The following is an 18216-nucleotide window of genomic DNA, read 5'->3' on the forward strand; positions in this document are numbered from 1 at the left end:
GGTCGCCGGGCGCCGGTGGACTGCGGCAGACGGGTGACCCGGGGGACCCTCACCGCCGGGCGATCTCCACCTCCGGATACCGTGCCGACGCCCGCTCCAGCAGGGGCTGCGGACGCCGGCGCAGCTGCAGGTCGAACAGCGCCCGGTTGTAGCGGCGCGTCACCTCCACCGCCCGGATGCCCCGCGTCGTCGCCCCGTAGTCGAGGCCCAGCTGGTCGGCGAGGACCGCGATGTCGTTGAACGACGTGTGCTCCGTGCCGTCCACGGTCACCCAGCGCCGCCAGCCCGTCAGCCGTCCCCAGTCCCGGTCCCACGACTCGTCCGGGCCGCCCGGCGAGTGGTGGGCCCGGGTGCCGAGGAACAGGAACGGCCGGTCCAGCCCGCCCGCCGGGATCAGGTCCGACGTGCTGCCGTCCATGTCGACGCCGGCACGCACCCGGGGGTCGTCGAGCATCGCGGGGATCGCGCTCGCGCCGCCCGCCGAGTGGCCCGACATACCGATCCGGGACGCGTCGACCAGGCGGGCGCCGCGCCAGCCGGAGGGCGCCGTCAGCCTGGTGATGACGAACGACACGTCCGCCGCGCGGCTGCGGTGCACCCGGGTCATGAACTCCCGGCTGCCGTCCAGGGCGCACGCCGAGCAGCCCGCGACCCGGCCGTCGGGGAAGGTCACGGCGTAGGTCTCGCCGGTGTGGTCGATCGCCGCCGCCACGTATCCGTGGCTGGCGAGGTCCTCGGCGAGTGCGGTGAGGGTGACGCGCGGCTGGGTGTAGCCGGGGGAGAGGATCACGAGCGGGCGGCTGCCGGGGCGCCCGGCCGGCGGCGCGTCCACCAGCGCGTGGGTGCGTACCGTGCTCAGCACGGCGGGCGGCAGGTCGGGTGCGCGCTTGCCCTCCAGATACAGCCGCGACTCCTCCGCCGTCATGTACCGGGTGCGCGTCCCGCGCCGCTCGCGCGTCGGGTACCAGACGGTGACCATCAGCTCGCGTGTGTCCGACTCCGGCGACCAGGGGTCGGGGCGCGAAGTGTCCGTCAGGTGCAGCACGGTGGCGCCGACGGGATGGGGGCCGGTGGGCGCGGGCAGGTGGAGGTCGACGTCCGCGGGGTCGTCCGCGGCGGCCGTGGCGGGCGCGCCCAGTAACAGCGCTCCGCCGGCGACGGCGGCGGTCTGCAGCAGCCGCCTGCGCGGGAGTTCAGCCATGGGTTCCGTTCCTCTCGCTCGGGAGCCCGATCGCTCGGGAGCTCCCGATGCTAGGAACGGCCCGCACCGCGCCGCGTCCGCCGCCGTGGCGAACTCGCCTGCACCGTACGGAGGGTGGTCATCCCGTGGGCGTACAGGCGTCACCCGGGCGGCGTAGCCCGCCGTCAGCCCCCGGTGATCCCCAGCACCGCGAAGCCCGCCGCCGCAAGCAGCGCGCTCCCCACCGTCAGCAGCGGCAGCCGGTCCACCAGCCGGGTGTCCCAGGCGCCGCCCGCTCCGGACAGCAGCCGCATCAGCGGCGTCAGTGCCCGTCCGGCGCCGAAGCCGAGCCCCGCGGCCAGCGCCGGGGCGGGCGGGCCGCCCGCCAGCAGGACCGCCAGGACCAGGGCGTACGGGGCGCTCGCCGAGACGTACGTGCGCACGCCCGTGCCCAGCTCGAAGCCGAACTGCAGGGTGCCTCGCACCAGATGGCGCCGCAGTACGTCCTGCGGGATCTGCCGGGCGTTCTGCGGCAGCGGCAGGCTCAGCCGGCCCGAGTCGCGCAGCGCCGCCGTGAGCGCGCCGGCCACGATCAGCCCGTACCGCACCCCCGCCGGGAGCGGCGCGAAGAGACCGGACAGCAGCCACAGGACCGTCGCCGAGAGGGTCGCCCCCAGCAGCAGGCCCAGGGTGAAGACACCCAGGATCCGTGCCCGTTGATGCAGAGCCCGCCAACCTGGCGAGGCCAGCGCGAAGGCGCTGTTACGCGTTCAAACGGAGCCGGACAGCGAGTAGCCCGCGAGGCCGCCCGTCACCGCCCAGGTGAGCAGCGGGGCGTACAGCGCCGCGACGACGGCCGCCGTGCCCAGCAGCAGTACGGGCAGCGCCGGGTCGGTGAGCCGGGGGCGGGCGGTGGTGGTGCGCGCCACTCACGCCGTCCCGGTGAGGTAGCGCCACGTCGTCGAGCCGACGACGCCGTCGGCGGTGAGGCCGTTCGCGGACTGGAAGCCCTTGACCGCGGTCTCCGTCAGCGTGCCGAAGTTGCCGTCGACGGTGAGTCCGTAGCCGTGCTTGTTCAGCTGCCACTGGGCGCCGCGCACCGCCGCGTTGACATCCCCGCGCCGCACCGTCACCACCAGCACCGGCCAGGTCGCCGGTCCCACGCTGCCGGTCGGGCTGAGGCCGCGGGAGGTCTGGAACTCCGACACCCGCGCCTCGGTGTTCGCGCCGAAGATGCCGTCCGCCGTGGTCGTGAAGCCGTGGTACGTCACCAGGTGCTGCACCGTGTACACGTCGGGTCCGGTCGCGCCCCGGGCGATGGTCGGCCAGGAGACCGTGCCGGCGCAGTCGCAGTCCGTCGTCCAGCGGCAGATCGACTTCACCCAGCCGGAGCCGGTGTTGCGGTACCCGTCGTGGCAGCGGCGCTCGATACCGCAGCCGCACGTGCCGCAGGCGCCGGAGTAGCGCCACAGCCAGCCGTCGTACGTCCCCGAGTAGCACTGGTTGGGACGCAGCGTCCAGGTGACGCCGTCGTTCTTGTGGAAGCCGGTGTTCGTGCCCGACGTCACGCACGCGTCCGTGTAGACGGTGCTCGGGCCGCAGCCCGGCGAGCAGTTGTGGTCCACCGCGTACGAGGGGCAGGCGCCGGTCCAGATGTCGTAGCCGTCCGCGTACGCCTCCCGGGCCGCGGAGAACACGCCCAGCGCCGCGAAGCCGGCGGCGGTGGCGGCCTGGAAGACCGTACGGCGGGGGAGGGCGGCGCCGAGCGCGGAGCCCGTGCGCGGTACGGAGCGCCGGCGGGCGTTCGAGCCGGGGCGGCGCAGCAGGGGGACGTCGTCGAGCGCGGTCATGGGGTGCTCCTCAGCTGTCCGGGGTGGAGGTCGTCCAGCAGGTGCAGCAGGGCGGTGGCCGAGCCCAGCGGCTCGGAGCGCACGACCCGGCCCTCGGCGTCCGTCGCCACCGCGAAGGGGGTCGCGATCGCGTCGTACGCCTCGAACAGGTCGGCGCGGTGCGGCAGGACCGGGAGCACGGATACGGCACCGTCGCCGCCCGACGGTGCCGCACCCGCGTACAGGGCCCGTACCTGGGCCGCGTCCGAGCCGTGGCGGGCCGACCACGCGCCGGCCTCGCCGAGCACGTACGCGCAGGTACGGCAGTCCGCGTCGAGGAAGAGCAGCACGCCGGGGCGGCCCGGCTCCAGTACGCCGGCCAGTCCGGGCGCGTCCGCGCCGGGAGTGAGCCCGACGCGCCCGGGGCGCTGGGGCTGCGTCCGGGAGAGCTGGTGGACCTGGCGGACCAGTCCGGACACCACCAGGGCCAGGAGCAGGATGGCGGCCCAGGAGGCGATCAGGGCGCTGGTGGTGAAGTCCATGACCGGGCGGCTCCTTCGGAGGGCGGGGACGGTTCGTACATGGCGGCGGGGAGGGTCCACAGCAGGAGTGCGCAGGCGGGGGCCGCCAGCAGCAGCGTCGCGAGGGCCTCCCCGCCGAGGTCCCGCGGGTCCGGCGGACCCGCGCCGGCCGCCTGGGCGGCGGCCGCGGCGGCGAGTACGGCGAGGGCCACGGCGCGGCGCGTCACCCAGCGGCTCATCGGCAGCGCGGTGCGCGAGCAGCCGCAGGGGCCGTGGCGGCCGGTGGCGGTGACATGCCGGGCGTAACCGGCGTACACCAGGAACAGGCCGGATCCCAGGGCGAGTACGGTCGCCGGCCAGAGGCGGCCGCCGCCCAGCCACGCCACGACGCACGCCACCCCGAGCACGCCCTCCGCCGCCGGCACCGCGAGGGCCGCGGTGCCGGCGGCGCGAGGCGGCAGGACGCCGTGCGCGCGCAGCGCCTCGGGGAGCGCCGACGGCCGGGAGAGGTGCGACAGGGCGCCCGCGAGCAGGCTGAGCGCGACGACGGCGGCGGCGAGCGCGCCGGGGAAACCGCTCATCGGCCCCTCAGTCCCCGAGCCGCAGCGCGAGCCGCCCGACGAGCTCGGGCACCCGCTCCACGGCGGTGTCCGACAGGGGGACGACCGTGGCCCAGACCTCGGGGGCGTTCAGGACGAAGAAGGGGCTGCCGTCGGAGAGGGTGTCCCGGAACAGCTCCCCGGAGCCGACCGCCACCCCCTTCCACGGCGGCAGTTGGTCACCGTGCCCCTTGCCGCGCCGGGTGAACTCGACCAGGCCCAGCCCCGGCACCTCCTTCGTCACCGTGGCCGCGCCGGCGAACCCGCTGCCGGCGGCCGCGTCGGGGACGAGGACGAGTCCGGCGCCCGTCTCGGTGATGCGCAGGGTGCGCAGCAGGGCGAGCACGCTGGCGGTGTCCAGTCCGTACAGCCGCGTCACCATGGCGTACCGCCGCCCGCGCCAGACGACGAGCAACGGCCGCTCGAGCAGCCCGGACCGGGGCTCGCGCTCCTCGGTGACGGCGGTGAGGAGCGTCCCGCCCTGGAAGGTCAGCTCGCTGTCGTACGCCGTGACCCCGAGCGACGCGGCGACGCTCTCGCCGAGCGACACGGGCCCGGCGGTGAACTCGACGAGCCGCCCGCCGACGAGCACCTCGACGGCGGAGGTGAAGGGTTCGCGCAGGTCGAGATCGCTCTCCAGCCGATACGCCGCACCGTCGAGCGCACGGTGACTGACGACGACCGCTGCTGCCATGGCGTCCTCCGGGGCACTGAGTCCTGCGGACCGCTGACGCGAGGGACAGTAGGGATGCGCTTTACGCCTGTCAATGAACAGTCAACCGTGGCGCAACCGCCGTGCAGTCACCGTTGGGTGACGTCTCCACCGACCCGCGGCACCTGGTCCGCCCACGGCAGATCGTCGGCCTGCACCAGAGTCTCGCCGGCGAGGCAGCCCGGAGTCACGCCCGTGAACGCCACCACGTCGCGGTGGAGATGGGATTGGTCGGTGTAGCCGCACTCGGCGGCCACCCGGGCCGCCTCCTGGCCCACCGCCAGGCAGGTGGCGGCCCGGTCGAAGCGCACCAGCCGCACCGCGCGCTTGGGCGGCAGCCCGATCTGGGCGTGGAAGCGCGCCCACAGTCGTTTGCGGCTCCAGCCCAGCTCGGCGGCCAGCCCGTCGATCCGTACCCGGCCCCGGTCGGCGACGATCCGGTCCCATGCCCACGCCAGCTCCGGGTCGATGGCCGGGGCGTCGGCGGACATGCGCGCCAGCAGCTCCTCCACCAGCGCGAAGCGCCGCTCCCAGGACGCGGTCTCGCCCAGCTGCTCGGAGACGAGGGCCGAGCGCCGCCGGCCCCACAGGTCGTCGAGGGACACCACGGTGCCCTCCAGGTCCGCCGGTTCCACGCCGAGCACCGTGCGCGCGATGGCGGGGGACAGCCGCACCTGCATCCACTCCACGCGCGCGGCCCGGATGCGCGCCGCGCCGCCGGAGCCGAAGCCGAGACCGGTGACCAGGTTTCCCGACTGCCGCCGTCCGGTGCCGTCGTGGATGACGGGTCCGCCCGCGCCGCAGGCCAGCGCCAGCGTCAGCACCGGGTGCGGGTCGAGGCGGTGGTCCACCGGAGCCGGGCCGCGGTCGCGGAAGCCGGACACGACCACGCCGGGCACGCGGCTGGGCCCGGCCGGGCGGGCGAGGTCCCAGACGGGTTCGAGCTCGGCAGTCGGCATGCCGCCATGGTACGTGCGCAGGTGGGAGCGCCGACAGGAACATTTCTCCAATCCGCCGGGCCGCCACGGCGGTAAGGCTGTCGCCCATGACTGTCACCGAGACCGCCGAACCCCCGCGTGCCGCAGGCCTCTTGCGCCCGTACGCGGGGAGCTTCGCCGCCGTCGTCGTCCTGCAGGTCGTGGGCGCCCTCGCCGGGCTCGCGCCGCTGCTCGCCGTCGTCGAGCTGGGCCGTACGCTGCTGGCGCCCGGCCCCGCCGACCACGGGCACGTCCGCACCGTCGTCGCCGTGGGCGCGGCCGGCCTGCTGGTACGGCTGCTGTTCACGGCCGCGTCGTCGGGGGTCGGGCATCTGCTCGACACCCGCGTGCAGCTGGCGCTGCGGCGGCGGCTGGCCGCGGGCCTCGGACGGGTGCCGATCGGCTGGCTGGCGCGGCGGCGCAGCGGGGAGCTGGCGAAGCTCGTCGGGGAGGACGTCAGCGCCGTCCACCCGTTCATCGCGCACACGCCGGGCGAGATGGTGTCCGCGTTCGTGGTGCCCGTGGTCTCGCTGGTCTATCTCTTCACCGTGGACTGGCGACTGACGCTGATCACCCTGGTCCCGGTGCTGCTCGCCGTCGCGCTGGTGCCGCTGATGATGACTCCGACGAGGCTGCGGGAACAGAAGGAGTTCGACGCGGCGATGGGGCGGATCTCGGCCTCGGTCGTGGAGTTCGTGCAGGGCATCGCGGTGGTGAAGGCCTTCGGCGGCGCCGACCGGGCGCACCGCGAGTTCCGCAGCGCGGTCGACGACTTCACCCGCTCCTTCTACGCGATGGTGCGCGGCCTGTCCGGGGTCGCCGCCGGCATGCAGGTGGCGCTGTCACCGCCGTTCGTGCTGCTGGCGGTCCTGACCGGCGGGGCGTACCGGATCACCGGCGGCGGGCTCGCACCGGCCGACCTGCTGCCGTTCCTGCTGCTCGGGCTCGGGCTGACCGCGCCGGTCGCCGCGCTCGGGCACGGCTTCGACGATCTGCAGGCCGCGCGCCGCGCCGTCGGCCGGATCCGGGACGTGCTCGCCGAGCCGGCGCTGCCCGAGCCCGCGCGGCCCGTCGCGCCGCAGGGGCACCGGGTGGAGCTGCGCGACGTCCGCTTCGGTTACGAGGCCGGCCGCGAGGTGCTGCGCGGCGTCGACCTGGTGCTGGAGCCGGGGACGGTCACCGCGGTCGTCGGGCCGTCCGGGAGCGGCAAGTCGACGCTGGTGCAGCTGCTGCCCCGGTTCTTCGACCCCGACCACGGATCGGTGCTGCTCGGCGGCGTCGACCTGCGCGAGGTCGGGAGCGGCGAGCTGTACCGGCGGGTGTCCTTCGTCTTCCAGGACGTACGGCTGCTGCGCGCGTCCATCGCCGACAACATCGCCCTCGCCGTGCCGCACGCCGATCCCGACGCCGTCGTACGCGCCGCGAAGCTGGCGAACATCCACGACCGGATCCTCGAACTGCCGCGCGGCTACGACGCCGTGATCGGCGAGGACGCCCGGCTCTCCGGCGGCGAGGCGCAGCGGATCTCGATCGCCCGCGCCCTGCTCGCCGACGCCCCCGTCCTGGTCCTCGACGAGGCGACCGCCTTCGCCGACCCGCAGACGGAGGCGGCGGTACGCGAGGCCCTGATGGACACCCGGGGCGAGCGGACCACCCTGGTCATCGCCCACCGCATGGAGACCATCGCCGACGCCGACACCGTCGTGATGCTGCGCGACGGGGAGATCGCCGAGCGCGGCACGCCCGCCGAACTGCTCGCAGCCGACGGGGAATTCGCCGCCTTCTGGCGGCTGCACACCGGCGCCACCGAAGGAGACGGAACCCGATGATCAGCATGCTGCTGCGCGTGCTCGGCCACGAGTACGCAGGGCGGGTGCGCCGCACCGTCGCCCTGATGACCGCGACCGCCGTCGCCGAGGGGCTGTCGTACGCCCTGCTGGTCCCGGTGCTGCGCGCGCTGCTCGGCGACACGCCGGACGACGCCTGGCCCTGGCTGCTCGGCTTCGGCGCCGCCGTCGCCGGCTACGCCGCCCTGCGCTACGTCAGCGACCGGTCCGGCTTCCGCGCCGGGACCACGATGCTGCACGGCATGTACTACCGGCTCGGCGACCATCTCGCCCGGCTGCCCATCGGCTGGTACCGGCCGGACCGCGTCGGCGAGGTGTCGGTGCTGGCGAGCCAGGGCGTGCTGCAGGCGATGAGCGTCATCGCGCACCTGCTGGCGCCGTACGTCTCCGCCGTCGCGACCCCGCTGACGATCGTCGCCGTGATGCTCGTCTGCAACTGGCAGCTGGGCCTGGCCGCCCTGGCCGCCGTCCCGGTCGTCGCACTCGTCCAGCGCCGCACGGCCCGCGCCACCACTGCCACCGACACCGAGCGCGTCGCCCGTGAGCGCGAGGCCACCGGCCGCGTCATCGAATACGTGCAGGCCCAGCCGGTGCTGCGGGCCGGTGGCCGCACCGCCGAGCGCTTCGGCCTCCTGGACGACTCCCTGGCCGGTCTGCAGCGCGCGTCCCGCCGCTCCACCCTGTCGGCGCTGCCCGGCGTGCTCGGTCTCGCGGTCACCGTGCAGGCGGGCTTCACGGCGCTGCTCGCCCTCGGCGCGTATCTCGCGGTCGGCGGGGACGTCGGGGCCGCCGAGGTGCTGGCCGTCCTCGTACTCGCCGCGCGCTGCGCCGACCCGCTGCTCTCGCTCGCCGAGCTGGGCGGCAGCCTGCGCGCCGCCCGCGCGGAACTCGCCCGCCTCGACGAGGTTCTGCACACCGAGCCGCTGCCGGAGCCTCGCGAGCCGCGCCGGCCGGCGGGCCACGGAGTGGAGTTCGACGCCGTCACCTTCCGGTACGGAGAGCGCACCGTGGCCGACGGGTTGTCGCTGTCCGTCCCTGCGGGGCAGCGCCTCGCCGTCGTCGGACCGTCGGGCGCGGGCAAGACCACGCTGCTGCGGCTGCTCGCCCGCTTCTACGACGTGGACGCGGGCGCGGTGCGGGTGGGCGGTGTCGACGTCCGGGACATGGCGGCGGAGGAGCTGATGAGGCAGACCGCCATCGTCTTCCAGGACGTCTATCTCTTCGCCGGCACCATTGAGGACAACGTACGCCTCGGCCGCCCGGACGCCACCGCCGCCGAGCTGCGCGCGGCCGCCGCCGCGGCCCGGCTCGACGAGGTGGTCGAGCGGCTGCCCGGCGGCTGGGCGGCACACGTCGGCGAGGGCGGCGCCCTGCTCTCCGGCGGGGAGAGACAGCGCGTCTCGATCGCGCGGGCGTTGCTCAAGGACGCGCCGATCGTGCTGCTGGACGAGGTGACGTCGGCCCTCGACCCGGTCAGCGAGGCCGCCGTGCACGCGGGCATCGAGCGGCTGATGGCGGGCCGGACGGTGGTGATGGTCGCGCACCGGATGCGCACGGTACGCGGCGCGGACCAGGTCGCCTTCCTCGACGGCGGCCGCATCGTGGAACAGGGCGGCCACGAGGAGCTGCTGCGCCGGGGCGGCCGTTACGCCGCGTACTGGGCCCTCGGCCTCACGGCGGCGGAACCGGCGTAAGGGGGCGTGCGGGTACCCGCCGTCGGGGCGGGTCCGGGCCACGGCGGACGGTTACGGTGTCAACCGGCCGCCGTGGCCGTGGACCGGTCCGCCGGTGCCTCGGCCGGGGCGCGCCACCAGCGGCGCGAGACCATGGCGGCGAGCCCGGCGCCGGCCGCGTTGAGCAGGACGTCGTCCACGGACGACACGCGGTCCAACCGCAGGACATACTGCGCGACCTCGACGAGGACCGAGCCCCCGGCCGCGAGCGCCAGGATGCGCGACACCGACGCCAGTGCCGCGAAGCGCAGCGGGGCGAGGAAGCCGAACGCGGCGAACACCAGCAGGTTGCCGACGACCTGGACCGTCGCGGCCACCGGGGTGTCCGTGAGGACGGTGACCAGGTCCCGCAGCGGCACCAGACTGACGACGGCGCCGTCCTCGTCGCCCCGCAGCATGATCATCCAAACCCAGGGCACGGTCCCGTAGACGATGCCGACCTCGGCCACGGAGGTGCGCCACGCCGGGGCACCACCGCCGACCCGGCGCCGCGCCAGCACCCACACCGTCGCCGCGGCCACCGGCAGCGCGGCCACGGTGATGACCACCACTCCGGTGATCGTCCCGACCCACCCATGCCACCCGTCGAGCATGCCGCTCCCGTCTCAGTCCACGTATCCCCAGCGGTTCTACCAGCGACCACGTATCGGCGGCGTATGGATCCCGTATCGAGTGCCGAGCCCGCCTCGCCCTGCTCAACGACCGCTGCCGGTACGGGAGTACGATTCCCGCACCGATAAGCGATGTTGGGGGGCGGATGGTTCGGGCGGGGGCGCGTGGGCTGTGCAGGTTTCTCGTTCTGGCCGCCACGGCGATGGTCGCACTCCTCGGCACCCCGGCCGCGTCCGCCGACGACACCGATCCGTGCGACGCCGTCTCGCTGAACGCGAGCCCCGTGTCGTCTCGTGTCGAACTGTTCGAGCGGGGGAGTCACAACGGGACGGTCGTCACGGAGACCGTGATGAGGATCCCGAAATCCTGGCTGTTCGCCGAAGGGCTCTTCTTCTCGCCGCGCTCCGCCGCCTACCGCGAGGCCATGCGCTGTCTCGTGGCCGATGGTGAGGGGACGGAACCCCGCTACGCGGAAGAGCGTGACAACCTGCCGGTCGTCGTCGCCGAGGGCGGTTCCATCACGGTCACGGACACCGTCCGCCTGACGATCGTCGACGAGTCGTCCCACGACGTCGGGCCCTGGCGGATCGGGCTGGACGCCCACGGCTACGAGCTGTCCCTCGAACCGCCGCCGGCACTGACGTCGGCGACGTGGAAGGTGATGCTCGTACGAGACGGAAACGATCTCCTCACGGCGGATCCCGCGCCCGACGACCTGTCCACCGACGCCGAATACATCTGGTCCTCGCTGCGATCCGACGACGGTGGGACCCTGGACCTCAGCCTGTCCGCACCATGGCGTATCCGGGCGATGGCCCTGTGGGGAGAGTATCCCCAGAACGTGTACGTCCTGGCGGCCCACACCGCCTGTCTGCTCCTCGTCCCCGTCGCCTACGCCGTGAGCCGGATCCGGGAGCGCAGACGTGGCTATGGGCCACCCCACGTCGGGGTCCTCTCCGCCGCCGTGGGCATCCAGGCGGTCATCGCAGTGTGCAATCTGCTCGACTTCGGGATGATCTGGGCGCTGCAGGAAGTACGGAGCGACCTCCTCGCGCCGGTCCGTTCTCGTATCAGACGTGGGTCGCCGCCGGCTGGGCAGCGGTCAGTTGCGGCATCGCCTGGCTGGGGGCGACCGGTTATGCCGTTCGACGTCGCCGACTGCTGGCGGGCCTGATCCCTGTGGTTCCCGCGGCGCCACTGCTCCTCCGCTTCGAGGGCCCTTCCGTGAACGGGGCCCTGGCCGCGGGTACCGTTCTTGCCGGACTGACCTTCACCGGAGTGTTCGCGCTGAGTCTGCGCGTGTGGAGGACGGTGCGGGACCGGCCCGTGCTGCGCCGGCATCTGGTCGTCCCGATCGTCCTGGGCGTTGCCGCCGCCGCGCTGACCGCCACGATGCACTTCCAGGACACGGTCGACAGCGAGCGGCAGCGGAACTGGCTCATGGACGATGTCGTGACGTCCCTGCTCCCCCATGCCCTGGACTTCCCGTCGTACTTCTACGACAGCATCCGCTACATGTGGTGGCTGGTGATCCTGGTGGCCGCCGTCCCCGTACTGCGCGACCTGCCGGCGAGCGCCCGCGTCAGCGACTCTGTCCGAGTACTCGTGGTGCTGCTGGGAGGTATCGCGCTGCAGGACTGGCCGGACACGTTCGTGGGCATCCCTTCGCCTCTGATCCCCCTGCTGACCGCGATCGTTCTGCTCGGCGTCATGCGGCTCAACCGGCGCCGCGTACTGCTCGACCAGCAGGTCCTGGTCACCGCGTCCGCGGCGACCGCTGCGGGGCCCACGCTTGCCGAACTTATCGCGGGAAGCACCGAGTCCGTCAGAGGCGATCTGCACGCGGTCGCGCTGCGCTATCACGCGCTGGAGCAGGAAGGCCGCAAACTGGACGCCGAGCACCGGGTGACGGCCGAGATGAACGCGGCAGCCTATTCGGTCAAGCGCGAGAACCTCGAGGCCGAGCTGCGCGACCTGTCGCGTTGGCCTCCGCGCAACCCGACCGCGCTGTCACTGGTGGCCGGTCAGTCCGCTCAGCCCGGTCAAACGGTGAGCACCCAGGACTGGCTCATGCCCGCCGGCGTCACGCCGGTCGACGTCTCCCTGAACGTCGGTCCGGGGCCCACCCCTTGGCAGAACGGGATCCAGTCGGCCGTGCTGACCACCACCCTGGGGCTGCCTGTGATCGCCTATCTGGTCTACGGCAACTACGGGGGATCGTGGTGGGTCGACCAGCTCCAAGGGTGGTTCGGGCCCATGTGGCTGGTGTACAACCTCCTGTTCTGTGCACTGCCCTGGGCGGCCAGTGGGTTCCTGCTCGGCTTCTTCTGGCGGGAACTGCCGGGCAAGCGGGGGCCGGTCAAGGTGTTGTCCGTCGCCGCCGCGTTCACCTCGGCCATGGTGGTCGACCGATTTCTCTGCCATGTGTTCGACCAGCCGGAGCCGCCCTACCGCTGGGGCGTCACCGGGCTGCTGATCATCGGGCTGACGGTGACCGGCATCCTCATGGACGGACGGGCGTTGCGCCGTCAGCGGCCCTCCTGGGCCACGTTCTGGAGCCCACTGGTTTCCGTCTACCGGCTGGGTGCCGCTCAGACCGGGCTGGCGTTCGTCGTGGCCCAGACCGCGGCCATCGTGGGCCTGTGGCTTCAGCTGCGCACGGGGACGGAGTCGCCCGCCGTCGCGCCCGCACCTTCTGCGGAGAAGTAGCACGGAGCCCTCGGCCCGTGACGGGGGGTCGGTCGGGGCTCGACGGCGGCCGTTAAGCCTGGCTGAACGGGTCTTTCCCCGACTGTCATTGCTCCCGCGAGCGCGTCCGGCAGATCATGGAGGAGCCCGGCCGGCGCTCTCCACAGTCTTCACCAGACGGGACAGTGCCATGCCCTTGAACGCCGCCGATACCTCCGTCATGCCTCGAAGAGGCGCCGGCCGGAGCCGGAGGACGGAGGAGTTCGAGTCGTTGCGGCCGCTGCTGCTCTCGATCGCCCACGGCATACTCGGCTGCGGCGGTGAGGCGGAGGACGCCGTGCAGGAGTCCTGGCTGCGGTGGCAGGCTGCGCCGACCGAGCCGCGGTCGTCCAAGTCGTACCTGTCGGTCGTGGTCACCCGGGTCTCGATCGACATGCTGCGCGCGGACCGGCGGCGGCGGGAGGAGTGCCTCGGGTCGCCGCTGCCCGAGGCGGTGCCGCCTGCGTCCGGCTCCCCGCATGATCCGGAGCAGGCGGTGCAGCTCGCGGATTCGGTGTCGGCCGCGGCGCTGGTGCTGCTGGAGCGGCTGTCCGAGCTCGAGCGGGCGGTGTTCGTGCTGCGCGAGGTGTTCGCCTTCGGCTTCCCGGAGATCGCCGCGGCGCTGGGCCGCTCGGAGGCGGCCTGCCGTCAACTCGCGGTGCGGGCGCGTCGCCATATGGACGCGGGCCGGCCCCGGTTCCAGGCCGACGGGGCGGAGCGCAGGGAGCTGGCCGGGCGGTTCCTCGACGCACTGCGGGACGGGGAGGTGGACGGACTGCGGGAGTTCCTGGCCGCCGGGTGACCGGTGACGGTGACGGGTGATGCCTGACGGGCGGCGTCCGTGACCCGGGCCGGGCGGCGCGGACGCGCCACCCGGCCCAGGTCACGGCGCGTGCCGTCCTACGGCTTCGCCAGCCGCAGGACCGCCACCACGCCCGCGTGGTCCGAGGGCCAGAAGCCCGTCGGGGACGAGCGGTCCGACTCCTCCTCGCCGATCACCTCGGCGGAGACGAAGCCGATGCCGTCCGGATCCGCGAGGACGTAGTCGATGCGGTGCGTGATGCGGCTCGGGTCCAGCAGGGAGTCCGTCTGGCCCGAGGTCCAGCCGCCGTCCGGGTCGCCGCCGGATCCGAGCCAGGCGTCCGCCAGGCCCGCCGCGGCCATGGTCCCGTAGGCGCCCGCGGTGTCCGTGGGACGGGAGTTGAGGTCGCCGGCCAGCACCACCGGGTGCGGCGAGGTGCCGAGCGCCGCCGCCAGCTCCTGGGCCTGCGCGTTGCGGACGGCCGCCGGGCCGAACGCCTCCAGATGCGTGTTGGCGAAGCGGAACGTCTTGCCGCGCACCGTGACGTCGACCGCGGACCAGCCGCGCGGCACGGTGAAGGTGAGACCGGGGATCGCGCTGGGGATCTCCAGCTTCACGGAGAAGGTGTGGGACTGCGGGTTCGCCGTCCGCAGCCGCGAGACCTGCAGCCCCTCGCGGACGATGATCACGTCACGGTCGGTGAAGCGCGCCTGCTCGGTCGCGGAGATCGGCAGCTGACCGGTGAAGTTGGCGTTCACGGCGACAGCCCGGTACGGCGTGCCGCGCGCGGCCAGCTCGTCGAGCAGCAACTGCAGGAAGTCGTAGGTGACCGCGACGTCGCCGTTCAGCGGACCCTTCTCCCACAGGGCGACCTCCTGCAGCCCGACGACCTCGGGCGCGCGCTCCGCCAGCAGGTCGGCGACGGCGCCGGCGCGCTCGGTGAAGTCGGTCGCCTCCATGTCCTTGTAGACCTGGCCGGCGCGCTGGATCAGCTCCAGCTGGCTCGTGGCGCCGAAGAGGGGCTGGAGGTTGGCCCCGAGATAGAGGTTGTACGAGGCCGTGCCCACCAGGCGCGACGCGTGCGCCGGCGGGTCGGCGGCGTGGCCGGGCGCGGCGCCCGCTAGCCCGGTGAGCAAGGCGAACAGTGACAGGAGCGCGCCGAGTGCGCGCGCCCCGGGTCTGCGTCGGCCGGCCTGCATGGTCCCCACCCCTTTGTGGTCGCGACGGATGTGCGCGGTACACCACCGGCGAAGTCCGGTGCCGTTCCGCCGAGTTGCTCTGAGGCATCCCAGCAGGGCGGCACGGGCGGCGGCAAGGTGCGGGAGGGAAGTGGCGCCAGGGAGGGCACGCCGCGGGCGGTGCGCTCGCCAGGGAGGGCACGCCGCGGGCGGTGCGCTTGCCAGGGAGGGCACGCCGCGGGCAGCGCGCTCGCCAGGGAGGGCACCCCGCGGGCAGCGCGAGCCCGGTGTCGCAGGCGGTGCGCTCGAGGTCGCAGGGGATGTCGCAGGGGCAGGCCCCGCGCCACCAGGTCCGCGCACACCCCTGGTGCAGCAGACCGACCGGCCGGTACGTTGAGCGTCCATCTGTCGCGGAAGGAACGCGATCTGCCTTGGGAGGAACGCGATGGACGCCGTCGTCACCTTGAAGCAGGGCCGCCTGCGCGGCCGCGTCGAGGACGGCGTCGCCGTCTTCCGCGGCATCCCCTACGCCCCCGCACCCGTGGGCGCGGCGCTGTACGGCGAACCGGGCACGCCGCCCACGTGGGAGGGGGTGCGCGACGCCGCGGAGTTCGGGCCGACAGCGCCCAAACCGCCGTACCAGCCCCCGTACGACCAGCTGCTGGCGGACCCGGACATCCCGGGCGAGGAGTTCCTGAACCTGAACGTCTGGACGCCCGATCCGGGCGGCTCGGGGCTGCCGGTGTTCGTGTGGATCCACGGCGGTGCCTTCCGCAACGGGTCGACGGCGGTGCCGACGTACGACGGCCGGGCCTTCGCCCGCGACGGGGTCGTCTTCGTCTCCCTCAACTACCGGCTCGGTGTCCCCGGCTTCGGCCTCTTCCCCGACGCCGCGCCGAACCGGGGGCTGGCCGACCAGCTGGCCGCGCTCGCCTGGGTGCAGGAGAACGTCGCGGCCTTCGGCGGCGATCCCGGGCGGGTGACGGTGGCCGGGGAGTCGGCGGGCGCGATGAGCGTGACCGCGCTGCTGTCCATGCGGGAGTCCGCGGGCCTGTTCCGGCAGGCCGTGACCCAGAGTGGTGCGGGGCAGGGGGTGGTGCGGGCGCAGGACGCGCGGCTGGTGATCGGGGAGACGGCGAAGCTGCTGGGCGTGGACGCGACGGCGCGGGCGTTCGCCGAGCTGCCGCCGGAGCGGGTCGTCCAGGCGCAGCAGACCGTCGCCGGTGAGCTGGCCGTGCACCGCGACGCCGAGCGCTTCGGGCCGAGCGTGGTGGCCGCGGCGATGGCGTTCCCGCCGGTCGTCGACGGGGCGTTCCTCGAACGTCCGCCGCTGGAGGCGATCGCGGCCGGCGCGGGCCGCGACGTGACCCTGCTGACCGGGACCACGACGGACGAGCAGCGGCTGTTCCTGGTGCCGAGCGGCGTCACGGGGTTCGTCGACGCCCAGGCCCTGGCCGCCCTGGCGGGACCGGAGGCGGCCGCCGTGTACGGCGCCGCCCGGCCGGACGACTCGCCCGGCGACGTCCTCGCCGCGGTGCTCACCGACCGCTACTTCCGTATCCCGTCGATCCGGATGGCCGAGGCCCGGGCCGGCGGTCCCGCCCGCACGTTCATGTACGAGTTCGCCTGGCGGACCGCGCACGAGAACCTCGGCGCCTGCCACGCCCTGGAGCTCGGCTTCGTCTTCGACACCCTCGCCGCCCCGGCCACCGGCGGCCTCACCGGCGGGGGCGCGCCGCAGGAGCTGGCGCGGCGGATGCACGGGGCGTGGGTGCGGTTCGCGGCCGACGGGGATCCGGGCTGGGAGCCGTACGACCCCGTGCGCCGGCCCGTGATGGTCTTCGACGAGCCGGCGTCCGGGGTCGTAAACGATCCGCGGGGCGACGAGCGGAGGCTGTGGGACTGACGGCCCTGGGGGCGCCGGAACGCCCAGCCCGCATGGGCCGAGCGCCCCGGACCCTCAGCCCACGTGCGCCAGCGCCGGGCGGACACCCTCCGCCGCCTGCTCGCCGCGCGGGCGCGGCGTGTTCATCAGGACGGCGACGGCCACCGCCGCCGCGAGCAGCACCGCCGACGCGATCGCGTACGCGTCGCCGAAGCCCTCCACCAGCGCGTCCTTGACCACCGGCGGCACCGGGGTGCCCGGCGCGGCGTGCTCGCGCAGCTCACCGGCCCCCGGCAGGCGGTCGGCGAGGTAGCCGGCGGTGGTGCTGGCCGCGACCGTGTTCAGGATCGCCGTACCGATCGAGCCGCCGATCTGCTGCGAGGTGTTGACCGTCGCGGACGCGACGCCCGCGTCGTCGTCCGTCGCGCCGTGCGTGGCGTAGTTCATGCCCGGTGCCATCACCATGCCCATCCCGACGCCGAGTACGAGCTGCGCGGGCAGCACCCCCGCCGCGTACGAGGTCGTCGCCTCCACGGTCGCCAGCCACCCCGTGCCCGCCGCGCCCAGCAGCAGCCCGGGCGCGATCAGCGCGCGCGGCGGCACCCGGGGCAGCAGCCGGGTGGCCAGTCCGCCCGCCCCGGCCAGTACGCCAGCCGTCATCGGCAGGAACGCCACGCCCGTCCGCATCGCCGAGTAGCCCTTGACGACCTGCATGTAGTACGTCAGGAACAGGAACATCGAGAACATGCCCACCATCGCCAGCGCCACCGCCAGATACGCGCTGCCGCGGGTGCGGCTGGTGAGGATGCGCGGCGGGAGCAGCGGATGCCGGGCGGTGCGCTCGTACAGCACGAACGCCGTCAGCAGCACCACGCCGAGGACGAGCAGCCCGGTCACCAGCCGCGAGCCCCAGCCCTCGGACTCGGCCTCGCTGCAGGCGTAGACGACGGCGGTCAGACCGCTGACGGAGAGCAGCACGCCGGGCACGTCGATCCGCGAGCCGCGCCGCACGCGGGTGTCCGCGGGGAGCACCCACCAGCCGGCCGCCGCGACGGCGGCGATGGGCACGTTGACGTACAGGCACCAGCGCCAGTCGAGATACTCGGTCAGCGCCCCTCCAGTGACGAGCCCGACGGCGCTGCCGCCCGCCGCGATGGCGCCGAAGACGCCGAACGCCGCCGCCCGTTCCTTCGCCTCGGTGAAGCTGATGGTCAGCAGCGACAGCGCCGTCGGCGCCAGCAGCGCGGCGAACGCGCCCTGCGCGGCCCGGGCGGTGAGCAGCGTGGCGAAGTCCGGTGCGGCCCCGCCGAGGGCGGACGCGGCGGCGAACCCGGCCAGCGCGATCACGAACGAGCGCCGGCGCCCGGCGAGGTCGGCGATCCGGCCGCCGAGCAGCAGCAGCCCGCCGAAGGCGAGGGTGTACGCGGTGATCACCCACTGCCGGTCGCCGTCCCCGATGTCCAGGTCCGCCTGGGTGGAGGGCAGCGCGATGTTCACGATGGTGACGTCCAGTACGAGCATCAGCTGTGCCAGACCGATGAAGAACAGCGCGGCCCAGCGCCGCGGCGCCTCGGATTCGGACGGTGTGTCGGACACGGTCGTTCTCCCCTGTGA

Annotated in this window: 16 protein-coding genes and 1 pseudogene; 6 read left to right on the top strand and 11 right to left on the bottom strand. The window is 74.1% G+C overall.

All coding sequences use genetic code 11. From position 1 onward, the window contains the following. Positions 1-49 precede the first annotated feature (49 nt). From AB0M28_RS10060 to AB0M28_RS10095, 8 genes are all read right to left on the bottom strand, one after another. Positions 50-1201, bottom strand: a complete 1152-nt coding sequence (locus AB0M28_RS10060) for an alpha/beta hydrolase (protein ID WP_365400696.1) — start codon at positions 1199-1201, stop codon at positions 50-52. Between the two features lie 164 nt (positions 1202-1365). Continuing rightward, on the bottom strand, positions 1366-1770 hold the full coding sequence (locus AB0M28_RS10065) for a hypothetical protein (RefSeq protein ID WP_365400699.1): 405 nt from the start codon (positions 1768-1770) through the stop codon (positions 1366-1368). Between the two features lie 180 nt (positions 1771-1950). Continuing rightward, entirely contained in the window at positions 1951-2109 is a 159-nt protein-coding gene (locus AB0M28_RS10070) for a hypothetical protein (RefSeq protein ID WP_365400702.1), read from the bottom strand. Further along, positions 2110-3030, bottom strand: a complete 921-nt coding sequence (locus AB0M28_RS10075; protein WP_365400705.1) for a peptidoglycan-binding protein — start codon at positions 3028-3030, stop codon at positions 2110-2112. Further along, positions 3027-3551: a hypothetical protein gene (locus tag AB0M28_RS10080; protein ID WP_365400707.1), complete on the bottom strand. Its 525-nt coding sequence runs from the start codon at positions 3549-3551 to the stop codon at positions 3027-3029. The genes AB0M28_RS10075 and AB0M28_RS10080 overlap by 4 nt, the downstream gene beginning before the upstream one ends. Further along, positions 3527-4111: a MauE/DoxX family redox-associated membrane protein gene (locus tag AB0M28_RS10085; RefSeq protein WP_365400710.1), complete on the bottom strand. Its 585-nt coding sequence runs from the start codon at positions 4109-4111 to the stop codon at positions 3527-3529. The genes AB0M28_RS10080 and AB0M28_RS10085 overlap by 25 nt, the downstream gene beginning before the upstream one ends. 7 nt (positions 4112-4118) lie before the next feature. Next, on the bottom strand, positions 4119-4823 hold the full coding sequence (locus tag AB0M28_RS10090) for a hypothetical protein (protein ID WP_365400713.1): 705 nt from the start codon (positions 4821-4823) through the stop codon (positions 4119-4121). A gap of 107 nt (positions 4824-4930) precedes the next feature. Next, positions 4931-5800, bottom strand: coding sequence for a helix-turn-helix domain-containing protein (locus AB0M28_RS10095; protein ID WP_365400716.1), 870 nt, complete (start codon positions 5798-5800; stop codon positions 4931-4933). Between the two features lie 179 nt (positions 5801-5979). Between AB0M28_RS10095 and AB0M28_RS10100 the strand changes: the two genes are divergently transcribed. Together AB0M28_RS10100 and AB0M28_RS10105 are read left to right on the top strand one after the other, a co-directional pair. Then, the gene (locus AB0M28_RS10100; protein ID WP_365400784.1) at positions 5980-7647 is read left to right on the top strand and encodes an ABC transporter ATP-binding protein; all 1668 of its coding nucleotides are present in this window, start codon (positions 5980-5982) and stop codon (positions 7645-7647) included. Then, positions 7644-9359, top strand: a complete 1716-nt coding sequence (locus tag AB0M28_RS10105) for an ABC transporter ATP-binding protein (RefSeq protein ID WP_365400719.1) — start codon at positions 7644-7646, stop codon at positions 9357-9359. The genes AB0M28_RS10100 and AB0M28_RS10105 overlap by 4 nt, the downstream gene beginning before the upstream one ends. Positions 9360-9418: 59 nt before the next feature. Here AB0M28_RS10105 and AB0M28_RS10110 read toward each other — a convergent pair whose 3' ends face one another. Further along, positions 9419-9949, bottom strand: a complete 531-nt coding sequence (locus AB0M28_RS10110) for a VanZ family protein (protein WP_365400722.1) — start codon at positions 9947-9949, stop codon at positions 9419-9421. A gap of 263 nt (positions 9950-10212) precedes the next feature. On the opposite strand from AB0M28_RS10110, the gene AB0M28_RS10115 reads away from it, so the two are divergent. The 3 genes and pseudogenes from AB0M28_RS10115 to AB0M28_RS10125 form a co-directional block, all read left to right on the top strand. Continuing rightward, a complete protein-coding gene (locus AB0M28_RS10115) occupies positions 10213-11184 on the top strand; it encodes a DUF6185 family protein (protein ID WP_365400725.1) in 972 nt (323 codons plus the stop codon). A gap of 5 nt (positions 11185-11189) precedes the next feature. Beyond that, entirely contained in the window at positions 11190-12719 is a 1530-nt protein-coding gene (locus AB0M28_RS10120) for a DUF6185 family protein (protein ID WP_365400728.1), read from the top strand. Positions 12720-12918: 199 nt separating this feature from the next. After that, positions 12919-13533, top strand: a pseudogene (locus tag AB0M28_RS10125) (sigma-70 family RNA polymerase sigma factor); the annotation flags it as partial. Positions 13534-13637: 104 nt separating this feature from the next. Here the strand turns inward: AB0M28_RS10125 and AB0M28_RS10130 are convergent. Continuing rightward, on the bottom strand, positions 13638-14675 hold the full coding sequence (locus tag AB0M28_RS10130; RefSeq protein WP_365400731.1) for an endonuclease/exonuclease/phosphatase family protein: 1038 nt from the start codon (positions 14673-14675) through the stop codon (positions 13638-13640). A gap of 487 nt (positions 14676-15162) precedes the next feature. Between AB0M28_RS10130 and AB0M28_RS10135 the strand changes: the two genes are divergently transcribed. Further along, entirely contained in the window at positions 15163-16623 is a 1461-nt protein-coding gene (locus AB0M28_RS10135; protein ID WP_365400734.1) for a carboxylesterase family protein, read from the top strand. Positions 16624-16677: 54 nt separating this feature from the next. Here AB0M28_RS10135 and AB0M28_RS10140 read toward each other — a convergent pair whose 3' ends face one another. Next, a complete protein-coding gene (locus AB0M28_RS10140) occupies positions 16678-18198 on the bottom strand; it encodes an MFS transporter (RefSeq protein WP_365400737.1) in 1521 nt (506 codons plus the stop codon). Positions 18199-18216 lie beyond the last annotated feature (18 nt).

The organism is Streptomyces sp. NPDC051940 (genome assembly GCF_040680895.1).
GTDB lineage: Bacteria > Actinomycetota > Actinomycetes > Streptomycetales > Streptomycetaceae > Streptomyces.